This is a genomic window from Mycobacterium bourgelatii (assembly GCF_010723575.1).
GTDB lineage: Bacteria > Actinomycetota > Actinomycetes > Mycobacteriales > Mycobacteriaceae > Mycobacterium > Mycobacterium bourgelatii.
Window position 1 is genome coordinate 479,409 of sequence record NZ_BLKZ01000002.1, and the last position, 11,471, is coordinate 490,879.

Annotated in this window: 10 protein-coding genes; 8 read left to right on the forward strand and 2 right to left on the reverse strand. The window is 67.4% G+C overall.

The features are described from left to right. The first annotated feature begins 137 nt into the window (after window positions 1–137). Window positions 138–1,391, forward strand: coding sequence for a PPE family protein (locus G6N68_RS27235; RefSeq protein WP_163719274.1), 1,254 nt, complete (start codon window positions 138–140; stop codon window positions 1,389–1,391). Here the strand turns inward: G6N68_RS27235 and G6N68_RS27240 are convergent. Then, on the reverse strand, window positions 1,388–2,881 hold the full coding sequence (locus G6N68_RS27240) for an arylsulfotransferase family protein (RefSeq protein ID WP_163719275.1): 1,494 nt from the start codon (window positions 2,879–2,881) through the stop codon (window positions 1,388–1,390). The two genes, G6N68_RS27235 and G6N68_RS27240, sit on opposite strands and share 4 nt — an antisense overlap. 53 nt (window positions 2,882–2,934) lie before the next feature. On the opposite strand from G6N68_RS27240, the gene G6N68_RS27245 reads away from it, so the two are divergent. From G6N68_RS27245 to G6N68_RS27275, 7 genes are all read left to right on the forward strand, one after another. Next, on the forward strand, window positions 2,935–3,816 hold the full coding sequence (locus G6N68_RS27245) for an SGNH/GDSL hydrolase family protein (protein ID WP_163719276.1): 882 nt from the start codon (window positions 2,935–2,937) through the stop codon (window positions 3,814–3,816). A gap of 51 nt (window positions 3,817–3,867) precedes the next feature. Then, window positions 3,868–4,374 carry a hypothetical protein gene (locus G6N68_RS27250; RefSeq protein WP_163719277.1) on the forward strand — a complete coding sequence of 169 codons (507 nt, stop codon included), beginning with the start codon at window positions 3,868–3,870 and terminating at the stop codon, window positions 4,372–4,374. Window positions 4,375–4,415: 41 nt separating this feature from the next. Then, window positions 4,416–6,197 carry an acyl-CoA dehydrogenase family protein gene (locus G6N68_RS27255; protein WP_163719278.1) on the forward strand — a complete coding sequence of 594 codons (1,782 nt, stop codon included), beginning with the start codon at window positions 4,416–4,418 and terminating at the stop codon, window positions 6,195–6,197. Continuing rightward, window positions 6,194–6,493: a hypothetical protein gene (locus G6N68_RS27260; protein WP_163719279.1), complete on the forward strand. Its 300-nt coding sequence runs from the start codon at window positions 6,194–6,196 to the stop codon at window positions 6,491–6,493. The genes G6N68_RS27255 and G6N68_RS27260 overlap by 4 nt, the downstream gene beginning before the upstream one ends. A gap of 368 nt (window positions 6,494–6,861) precedes the next feature. Next, complete coding sequence (locus G6N68_RS27265) at window positions 6,862–8,085, forward strand: PPE family protein (RefSeq protein ID WP_163719280.1); 1,224 nt, start codon at window positions 6,862–6,864, stop codon at window positions 8,083–8,085. A gap of 11 nt (window positions 8,086–8,096) precedes the next feature. Further along, entirely contained in the window at window positions 8,097–9,449 is a 1,353-nt protein-coding gene (locus tag G6N68_RS27270; protein WP_163719281.1) for a PPE family protein, read from the forward strand. Window positions 9,450–9,464: 15 nt separating this feature from the next. Continuing rightward, window positions 9,465–9,800 carry a DUF732 domain-containing protein gene (locus G6N68_RS27275; RefSeq protein ID WP_163719282.1) on the forward strand — a complete coding sequence of 112 codons (336 nt, stop codon included), beginning with the start codon at window positions 9,465–9,467 and terminating at the stop codon, window positions 9,798–9,800. Between the two features lie 94 nt (window positions 9,801–9,894). On the opposite strand, the gene G6N68_RS27280 is transcribed toward G6N68_RS27275, so the two are convergent. Beyond that, window positions 9,895–11,469, reverse strand: coding sequence for an acyl-CoA carboxylase subunit beta (locus G6N68_RS27280; protein WP_163719283.1), 1,575 nt, complete (start codon window positions 11,467–11,469; stop codon window positions 9,895–9,897). Window positions 11,470–11,471: the final 2 nt, after the last annotated feature.

Sequence of the window (11,471 nt, forward strand, 5' to 3'; positions counted from 1 at the left end):
TGAGTCGACGGTAGGTGAACGGTCGACGACCTTTCCGTGAACTAGCCACACCTGGCTTGTGTCACCCCCAAGCCCTCTGCCTACCCTGGCCTGAGAATAATTGCGCTAGAGCAAATATTGCGCACCAGGAAGGAAGCATGCTGGATTTCGCAGCACTACCGCCGGAGATCAACTCGGCCCTGATGTATGCGGGGCCGGGATCAGGATCAATGACGTCGGCCGCGACGGCCTGGACAGCGTTGTCGGCCGAACTGCAAGCGGTGGCGAGCTCCTACGACACTCTGGTCCAGAGCCTGCTCGATGGGCCATGGCAGGGCCCGTCGGCGGCGGCGATGGCAGCGGCCGCGGCTTCACAAATCTCCTGGCTACGCCACGCCTCGGCCCTGGCCGACGAGTCCGGCGCCCAGGCCACGGCGGCCGCAAACGCCTACGAGGCGGCCTTTGCCGCGACGGTGCCGCCCCCCGAGATCGAGGCCAACCGGGCATTGCTCATGACGCTGCTCGCGACGAATGTCATCGGCCAGAACACCGCGGCCATTGCGGCCACCGAGGCACAGTACGGCGAAATGTGGGCACAGGACGCCGGTGCAATGTACAGCTACGCCGCCGCGACGGCGGCCGCGTCGACGCTGTCACCGTTCAACCCGGTCACGCCCACCACCAACCCCGCGGGATTGGCCAACCAAGCTGCGGCGGTGGCCCAAGCGGTCGGCAGCGGCGCCGCGACGAGCGGCGCGGACCTGAACGCAATTCCGGCCGCGCTGCAGGGTCTCGCCGGCCTCACGAACACGCCACCGGCGCTCACCAATCCCGCGGCGGCGCTCGGCTTGACCGGTATCGCCTGGAACGCCGAAGGCGATGGGCTCGTCGTGGGTGGCGCGCTCGGCGACGCGCTGCAGGGCTTGACCGGATCGGCGACCATCGACGCCAGCACGGCGATGGACGCCTACATCCGGTTGGCCAATCCCACCCGACTGACGGTCACCGTGATGAGGGACGTCATGACCCTCTCGCACGACCTGCCGAAATGGGCCGGTGAGGGCGCGCAAGCCGCGGCGAAGGCCGCCACCAGCCTGCCGGCCGCCATCCCGTCGGCCCTCCCGAGTCTCCCTACCCAGGGCCTCGGCGGCATTTCGGGTGCCGTCGGCCAGGCCGCATCGGTTGGCGGACTGAAGGTCCCGGCCTCGTGGACCGCCACGGCACCGGCGGCAGCACCGGTCAACGTGGCACTGAACGGCGCGGGCGCCGCGGCGGGCGAACACGCTGCGAGCGCGTTCGGCGGGGTGCCGCTGGCACCGGGTAGCGCTGGCGGACGCGGCGTCGCGAACTTCGCCGCTCCGCGATACGGATTCAAGCCGACGGTGATCGCACAACCGCCCGCAGGCGGCTAGCGTGGCCGCGGCAGCGGTGGCGACTGGTTGATCACGTCCCCCTTCGCATCCAACGCCTGCAGTTGGAAGTAGCCGTCGGCGCGACCGCCAAGCGGGATCGGTGTGTCGTAACCGGCCCAGTCGACGGTCGCCAACGGCGTCATGGAGCCGCCGAGCGCCCCCTGCATCAGCCGCCACTGACGCACCGCGGTCGCACCGTTCCAGATGGCGCGAGCCGTATCCCCGTCGAGAACCAACTGCGGCGGCAACACGGGATCGCCAGACCACCCGTCGAGAAACGCACGGTAAGTGCCGCCGGTCAGCGTGGCGTCGTACAGCATGTCGCCGTCGGGGCCGAACTCCGCGATGTGGTCGGCGATGCCCCAGCTCGAGAACGTGTCGTCGTTGGGTAGTTGCTGCAGGTTTCCCATGGCGCCGGCGCTGAGCTTGCCCGGATGCGGCTGCGCGCGAATGAGAGTCGCGCGGCGTGCGGCGAAATCCAGGTGAATCCACTTCAGGCTGCTCGGCACCAGTCCGCCGCCGGGCTGTGCCCGGCTGCCTTCGAAGTGGTTGTCGAACAGGGTCAAGATGTTGGGATCAGGCATCTCGGCGTCGTGCTGGAAGCCGAACTCGACGCCGTCGCCAAGCTCGAAAGTCGAGTGCTTGCCGCCGAGTTGCCAATTGACGGCACCGGTGCGGGGATCGACGTTGAAGACCGTCGACACCGCGCGCATGCTGATCAGCAGGTTGCCGGAGGGATCCAGCGCGATCGAGTTCATGTGGTACGGGTCGAGCACCTGCCCAGCGGTGTACGTGGCCCCCGTCTCCGCGATCGGGACATGGCTGAGCGCGTCCCAGGCGAACAACTTCGTCTTCGACGCCACGTCGACCACCGTCGCGTGGCAGTTGTAGATCCTCCCGTCCTTGGGCCCGCCGATGACCGTCAGGTCGGTGGCGACCTCTTCATAGCAGGTGATCAGCGCGTGGCCGTCCGGGGTGAGCCGGAACTCGTGGATGTCCGACGACAGGTCCCGGCCGGGTGTCAGGGTGGCGATCACGTTGTAGCGGCTGTCGGCGATGTAACTGACGCCGATGCCATGACTGCCCACCTTCAGGCCCTGCCACCAGGTCAGCACCGGCCTGCCCTGGTAGCTCTGCACCCGCAGATTGCCGCCGGTCTGCCCGGGCGGTAGCTCGCGCTGCCACACCACCTTCCCGGCCTTGTCGACGATGACGAGAATCGACTTCCCTGCGTCCGCACCGGGGTTGGCCGCCGTGGTGCCGGAGACCAAGAAGATGTATCCGGGGGCACCGCCGGGCTTGTTGACATTCACGGTGTAGCCCAGCGACTGCGCCGTGACGGGAGCGCCGACTCCCCCCGGGGGCTGCGGCGGAGCGGATGACGGCCCGGACTGACCGGTCGTCTTGTCGCGCGAACCGCAGCCGGCCAAGCCCGCCGCGAGAGCGGCGACCGCCACTCCGAACTGGCGGCGCGTGATCTCGGCGGTCATCAACCGGTATTACACCAGGCGACCGTCAGACCTCGGGTGAAACACTGGGGCGCATGGGCTTGCGGCGTCCGGCCATCGCATCGGTTGCGGGTGCCCTCTGCCTCACGTTCGCCGGATGCGCGGCGCCACCGCCACCCGGCCCGGGATCCGTCGCACGTCCGCACTACGTCGCCATGGGCGACTCCGTCGCCGCCGCGCCTGGCGTGCCCGAGTCGGCGGCTCCCCGCGGATGCCACAAGTCGACCAACAACTACCCGTCCGTGCTGGCACGACGGGTCGACGCCGCCACCTTCACCGACGTCACCTGCAGTGGCGCCACTACGGATGACATCACCAACCGCGCCCAGCAGACGGACCACGGGCTCATCCCACGTCAGATCGATGCCGTCGAGCCGACGACCGACCTGGTCACAATCACCATCGGCGCCAACGACATTGGCATGTCGGGCAATGCCGAGGCCTGCCGCGTCGCAACGCCACACCCCAAGCCCTGCCGTGCGGATTTCGTCGTCGGCGGCGTCGACAAGGTGTCCGAGGTGATCAACGCGCAGGTGCCGTTGTGGGCCACGATGATCGACCAGATCCGCGCAGAGGCACCGCGGTTGCGAATCATCTTGGTGGGCTACGGATTTTTCATTCGGTCCGGGGGATGCTTCCCCAGCCAACCGCTACTGCCGACCGACGCCGATTACCTACAGGCCAAAGTCGACGAATTGAACGACCGGCAAAGGGATCTCGCCGCGCAGAAGAGGATTGAATTCTTCGACACCCGGACGTTGTCGCAAGGCCACGACATGTGCGCGCCACCCGCCGAGCGTTACGTCGAAGGCTACGTGACCACCGTCGGCGCGGTGCCGTTGCACCCGACCGCGTTGGGCGCGGAAGCGGTGGGCAATGCGCTCACCGACTACCTGATACGGTCGGCGTATAGCTAACCCCTTGATTCGGGTCCTGCACCCGGCGAGTATGAGGAAATGGTGCAGCCAATGCGAGGCGTGAAACGTGCAGGAACCTTCGTCGCAGCAATCACTTTCGCGGCTTCATTCGGGGCAGCGAGTGCCGGCGCCGCGCCCGAACCATCGGGACCCACCCGGGTACCCATTAACGCCTACCTCCGGAATTGCGACTTCAGCAAGGTCCAGAACGCGGTCCAGATACCGCTCACCTTCAACGGCCGCGGCACGGCAACCGTCCGCAAATCCGGGTCCTCCGTGGTCGCCGACATTGAGATGGTGATCGCCATCGGCAGCCCCCAGCATTACGACGTCGTCATGATCCCCGCGCCACGCGCCTCGTCGAATCCCTGTGGCCCGGGCGCTCCGGGCACCACCACCGTCGGCTTGGACACCAACGAGGGCGGTATCGGTTCGGCAACCATCAGCGGCACGGTCCCGTCGGGCTCTACGGGTGTCTGGTTCTCGGTGTCCCGGCCGAGTCCCAACAACCAGGCACCGGTGGAGTACTACTCCTCTGAATTCGTCGTCCCGCTGTAGCTCAGGCAGGGCTTCAAGGCCAGCCCTGTATAAGTACGGGCATGGGTGATTACGACACCGAAGCGGTGGACCGGCTGCCCTTCTCCACACCGGAAAAGGCGCGGCGCTACCGAACCGATAGCTTCGGCGGTGCGGTCGGACTCAACTGGTACGACACCGACCCGACCTTGCAATTCACCATGGCCTATTACCTGCGCCCCGACGAACTGGCGGTGGTCGAACCCCACCTGACCCGCATCGGCGCGCTGATGGGCGGCCCGGTTGCCCGGTGGGCCGAAGAAACCGACCGCAATCCACCGCGCCTGGAACGCTACGACCGGTGGGGGCACGACATCAGCCAGGTCGTCATGCCCGCGTCGTTCACCGCGTCCAAGCAAGCGGTGTTGGAGGCCCAGCGCGCATTGCGCGCCGATGCACGCGCTGCGAAGGTCAGCTCGTCGCTGCCGTTGTTCGCATCCAACTACCTGCTCAACCAGGCCGACATCGGGATGGGCTGCGCACTGGGCACGGGTGGCGGAATGGTGCAGTCGCTGGTGGCCGCCTACGCGCCCGCCGACGTCCGCGACCACGTCCTGGCCAAGTTCGAGTCGGGGGAATGGGCGGGCGAGACCGCGCAACTGCTGACCGAGCGCACCGGCGGCTCCGACCTGGGGGCGCTCGAAACGACCGCCACCCGCAACGGCGACTCCTGGCTGCTGAACGGATTCAAGTGGTTCGCGTCGAACTGCGCGGGCGAAGCGTTCGTCGTGCTGGCCAAGCCGGAGGGTGCGCCCGACTCGAGTCGCGGCGTCGCCAACTTCCTGGTGCTGCGCACCCGCCGCGACGGTTCCCGCAACGGGGTCAGGATTCGTCGGCTCAAGGACAAACTCGGTACGCGCTCGGTCGCTTCCGGCGAGGTCGAGTTTGTTGACGCCGAGGCCTTCTTGCTCTCCGGTGAGCCGTCGGGTGACTCGGGTCCGTCCGACGGAAAGGGCCTGGGCCGCATGATGGAACTGACCAACGCCGCGCGGCTCGGCATTGCACTGTTCGGGCTTGGCAACGCGCGCCGCGCGCTGGTGGAGTCGCTGTGCTACGCCCGGCAGCGCCAGGCGTTCGGCGGAGCGTTGATCGACAAGCCGCTGATGCGCCGCAAGCTGGCCGAGTTGATCGTCGACGTCGAGGCCGCGCAGGCGTTGGTGTTCGACGGGATCGGCGCCGCGAACCATCGTCAGCGGCGCAAGGTTCGGCAACGCATCGCGGTGCCCGTCACCAAGCTCAAGGTGTGCCGGCTGGGAATCACCGCCGCCTCCGACGCGATCGAAATCCACGGCGGCAATGGCTACATTGAAACCTGGCCGGTGGCAAGGCTTTTGCGCGACGCACAGGTCAACACGATCTGGGAGGGTCCGGACAACATCCTGTGTCTGGACGTGCGTCGGGGCATCGAGCAGAGCAGCGCCCACGAAGCGTTGTTGTCGCGGTTGCGCGACGCGGTATCGGTTTCCGACGACGGTGACACCACGCAGTTGGTGTCCCACCGCATCGACGATCTCGACGCCGCCGTCACCGCCTGGTCGAAGCTCAACCACGCCAACCGGGATGCCGCCGAGGCGCGGCTTTTTCCGTTGGCGCAGTTCATGGGCGATGTCTATGCCGGTGCACTGCTCACCGAGCAGGCGGCTTGGGAGCGGGAGGCCCGCGGCGCCGACCGCAAGGCCCTGGTCGCGCGGTTGTACGCCCAACGGTATCTGGCCGACCGCGGTCCGCTGCGCGGTATTGACGCCGACGCGGACGAGGCGCTCGACCGTTTCGACGAACTGGCGGACGGGGCGCTGCGGCTGTGAAGAACTTGGGTTTTGCGGCGCTGGCAGCGGTAGCGCTGATGTTCTCGCCGCCAGCGTCGGCCGACCCCTCGATAGTGGAGCAAGACACCGTCCAACAAGTCTTGATCGGCGCACCGGACGCGCCGGTGAAGGTGCTCTTCGGCCGCCATGCCGCGATTTATCTGCTGGACCGGGATGATTCGAATTTCTCCACGTGGCTAGCCATCCTGCAGAATGCGCGCGATCGGGGCACCCAGGTTCGATTTGCCTACGACGTGTACGGACCGCGCCTTACTCTGATAGAGCCTGCGCCGTAACAGTCCTCGATCAAGCCTTCGCGTCGAGCGCACGCGGCGCATAATCCGCGTGTCACGCGGAATCTCCAACCGGGACAGGCGCTTTCGCGTAGACCCGGACACGAGGAGCTGCCGCGTCGGATTTTAACTCGTCGTGCTTTTAATTGCGTGGCGCCTCCGCCGGAAAGGCGGCCACCGCGCATTCACATGGAGCTGACGCCGCCGGGCAGTCACCCAGGTCAGAAAAAGCTGAAATCGCGGCGCCGCGAACTTGCTCTTTGGCCCTGTCAACTGGAACGCAATCAGCGCCTGATTGTTGTCGCGTCCGCTGCGTGTAGCGGGTGTAGCCGGTACCGTCTACAACCGAACATTTCGGGCCGGAGGACGTCATGGATTTCGGAGCGTTACCGCCGGAGGTCAACTCCGGCAGAATTTACGCTGGGCCGGGGTCGGCGCCACTGCTGGCCGCCGCTGCCGCTTGGGATAGCATCGCCGCCGAATTGCATTCCGCAGCAGCGGTTTACGGTTCCGCGATCGCGCAGCTCACCAGCATCAACTGGCACGGCCCCTCGGCGACGTTGATGGCGGAGGCGGCGGCGCCCTACATTGCGTGGCTCGGCGGCAGTGCCGCGCAAGCCGAACAGGCGGCGTCGCAATCCAGGGCGGCTGCGGCCGCCTTCGACGCCGTCTTCGCGGCCACCGTCCCACCACCGGAGATCGCCGCCAACCGGGCCTTGTTGGGGTCGCTGATCGCCACCAACCTGCTGGGCCAGAACACGCCGGCGATAGCGGCCACCGAAGCGCAGTACGCCGAGATGTGGGCCCAAGACGCCGCCGCGATGTACGCCTACGCCGGGGCGTCGGCCGCCGCGACCCAGCTGAACCCATTCACCTCGCCCCCGGCTACCACCAATGACAGTGGAGCGGCCGCCGCCGACGCGCAAACGCTGCTGTCCCAACTGATCTCGCAGATTCCCAACGCGGTGCAAAGCCTGGCGTCGACCACCGGCCCGGCCACCGCGGCGGCCACATCCCCGCTGGCCGAGGTCACGGCGATCGTCAAGACGTTCAACGCCGTGCTGAACAACCTGATCGCCGGGCCGTACACGCCGATCGGTGCGGCGGGCTTGGTAAGAAGCTGGTGGCAGGTCAGCATCAGTATCCCGGCGCTGGGCACCGGAATCCAGGGCATCGGCCCGCTCCTCAACCCCAAGCCACTCACCGGGGCACTGGCCCCACTGCTGCGCAGCGACCTGCTGACCGGCGGCGCGTCCGCGCTGCAGGCAACCGGGTCGGTGGCCGCCGGGTTGGGGCGCGCGAGTTCGATCGGCTCGCTGTCGGTGCCGGCGAACTGGGCCTCGGCGGTGCCCGCGGTCAGGACGATCGCGTCGCAGCTGCCGGAGACGATGATCGAGGCCGGTCCCGCGATCACGGCGACCGCCCCGCAAGGCGTGGCCGGGCAGACGGCCCTGTCGAGTCTGGCCGGTCGCGCTGTCGGCAGCAGCACCACTCGTGCGGTCCTCGGATCTACCGTCCGCGTGCCCGGGGCCGTGGCCGTCGACGACATCGCCACCAGTTCCACCGTCATCGTGATACCGCCGAGCGCGAAATAAGGTCAGGAACAATGGTTTTCGTTGATTTCGCGGTCCTTCCGCCCGAGGTGATCTCCACCCAGATCTACGCCGGACCGGGCGCAGAACCGATGCTGGCCGCCGCGGCAGCCTGGCAGCGCCTGGCCAGCGAGCTGCATTCCACCGCGTACGACTACGGGCTCGTGATCGCGGAGTTGGTCGAGTCGTGGGTGGGTCCGTCGTCGGCGTCCATGGCGGCCGCCGTCGCGCCGTATGTCACCTGGCTCACGGCCACCGCCGCCCAGGCCGAGCAGACCGCCACCCAGGCCACGGCCGCGGCCGGCGCTTACCAGGCCGCGTTCGCCGCCGTCGTGCCGCCCGCCGATGTCGTGGCCAACCGCGTCCAGCTGCAATCGCTGGTCGCGACCAACCTTTTCGGGCAGAACGGCGCCGCGATCGCCGCCACCGAAGGCGAGTACGGGCAGATGTGGGCGCAAGACGTCGCGGCGATGTTCGCCTACGCGAGCGCGTCCGCAGCCGCCGGGGACCTGAACCCGTTCACACCGCCGCCGCCCACCACCGACGGCACCGCGGAAGCGGCCCAAGCCACCGCGGCGGCCAGTTCGGTGCTCTCGTGGATCCACCAGATAGAGGCCCTGATCAATACGTTCGTCAGCGACTACACGAAGTTCTGGCAGCAACTGATCACGGCCGTCACCGGGAACCCCGACATCGCACCGCTGTGGGAAGCGCTGTATTCGAGCATCTCCGGCGTCGGCAGCCAGGGCACCTGGACCAACGTCGTCAACAGCACCACCGGCATGGGCATTTCACAGTGGAAGAACTTCTTCATCTATGCGCCGTGGGCGAAGGAAATCCCGAAGTCGGCGCTGGCCGGCGGTCTGTCGTCCGGGCGGGCGGCCACCGCCTTGGTCAAGCCGGCGTCGGCGATTGTGGGCGCTGCGCCCACCGTCGGCGGGTTGTCGGTGCCGCCGAGCTGGGCAAGCGCAACCCCCGCGATCAGGCTGGCGTCCAACGGGATCACCAGCGTGGCGGCCGCGCCGACGGCGGCCGGTCTGCCCGCCGGTGTGCTCGACGAGGCGAACCTGGGCAGCTTCATGGGCGGGGCACTCGGCAGCCCCGCCGCCCGCGTCATCAACACTCCCACCGGCAAACAGGCCGCCCGCGCGACGGCCACCGAGCGGCGCATCGAGCCGGTCAAGCTCGATCGCATCATTGCGCAGCTGCAGGAACAGCCCGACAAGGTCCAGCATTGGAGCGTCGATGAGGCCGGCCTCGATGATTTGGTGGCGAAGCTCAGGACGACGCCGGGCGTGCACGCCGTTCATGTGCTCGACAGTGAGGAAGCCGCCGCCGGCGCACCCCCGGAATTACAGTCCAAGTAGCACCAGGAGACTTTCATGAAGCTGCTGCCGGCGCTGCTCGTCGCGGCCATCGGCATAGCCGTCGCCGCACCCGCCTACGCCGAGCCCGGCGCCGACGAGCCACCCACCGATGAACACAACGAAGAGTTCCTCGCCGACCTCACTCAGATCGGGATCAGCTTCCAGGATCCGAACCAAGCCATCAACGCCGGTAAAGCGGTGTGCGGCTTCATTTCTCGCGGCGTATCGGGACTTCAGCTACTCAACGACATTCGGGACAACAACCCCGGGCTAACCCCCGCCGACACCGCTCGGTTCGCGACCATAGCCGCGAAGCATTACTGTCCGCGCGCCATCGCGGCCACCGAATAGGCGCCACTCGCCGCTCCCCCACCCCCCGCGAGCAGACGCTAACTTGTACGAAAACCGTTGTTTTCGTACAAGTTTGCGTCTGCTCGGCGGAAAATTAGATCGGGATCAGGCCGTGCTTGCGGCCCACCCGCCACCACAGCTGCTTGTCCCGCAGCAGGTGCAACGACCTGCGCAGCAACAGCCGCGTCTGGTGCGGTTCGATCACGGCGTCGATGAACCCGCGCTCGGCGGCGGTCCACGGAATCGCCATGTTGAGGTTGTAACCCTCGATGAAGTCCTTCTTGATCTGCTGCGCCTCGGGCGTCGTCGGGTCCGGGAACCGCTTCATCAGCAACTGCGCCGCGCCCTCGGCGCCGATCACCGCGATCCGCGCGGTCGGCCAGGCGAAGTTGAAGTCGGCGGTCAGCTGCTTGGAACCCATCACCGCGTAAGCACCGCCGTAGGACTTGCGGATCGTGATCGTCACCTTCGGCACGTCGGCCTCGACCACCGCGTACAGGAACCGCCCGCCGCGCTTGATGATGCCCTGCTTCTCCTGCTCCGCCCCCGGCAGGAAGCCAGGCGTGTCCACCACGAAGACCAGCGGGATGTTGAACGCGTCGCAGAACCGGATGAACCGCGCGGCCTTGTCCGAGGCCTCGTTGTCGATCGACCCCGCGAGGTACATGGGCTGGTTGGCGATGACGCCGACGGGACGCCCATCCACGCGCGCGTAACCGGTGATGATGGCCGGCCCCTGCTGCTCGGCGACCTCGAGGAAATCGCCGTCGTCGAAGATCCGCAGCAGGATCTCGTGCATGTCATAGCCTGCGTTGTCCGAGTCCGGCACGATCGAGTCGAGTTCGAGGTCCGTCGGCGTGATCTCCGGTTCCAAACCGGGGTTGATGATCGGCGGGTTGTCGAAGCAGTTGGACGGCAGGAACGACAGGAAGTTCCGCACGTACTCGAAGGCCTCGGCCTCGGAGTTCACCACCTGGTGGATGTTGCCGTAGCGGGCCTGGGCGTCCGAGCCGCCGAGTTCGTCGAGGCTGACGTCCTCGCCGGTCACCTCTCGGATCACGTCCGGCCCGGTGACAAAGAAGTAGCCCTGGTCGCGCACCGAGACCAGCAGATCGTCCTGGATCGGCGAATATACCGCTCCCCCAGCGCATTTGCCGAAGATCAGCGAGATCTGCGGCACCTGCCCGGACAGAATCTCGTGCCGGCGGCCCAGCTCGGCGTACCACGCCAACGAGGTCACCGCGTCCTGGATGCGGGCCCCGCCGGAGTCCTGGATGCCGATGATCGGGCAGTTGACCATCGCGCACCACTCCATCAGGCGCGCGACCTTGCGGCCGAACATCTCGCCCACCGTGCCCTGGAACACGGTCTGGTCGTGCGAGAACACCCCGACCGGGCGGCCGTCGATCAGCGCGTGCCCGGTGACGACGCCGTCGCCGTACAGCGCGTTGGGGTCCCCCGGCGTCTTGCACAGCGCACCGATCTCGAAAAAGGTGCCGGGGTCGACCAACGCGTGCACGCGGGCACGGGCGCTGGGGATGCCCTTCTTGTCCCGCTTCGCCGCGGCCTTCTCGCCGCCGGGCTCTTTGGCCAACTCCAGGCGCTCACGCAGCTCGGCCAGTTTCTCCGCGGTCGTGTGAACTACCGGAGTTGCTTCCGTACCCGTCACTG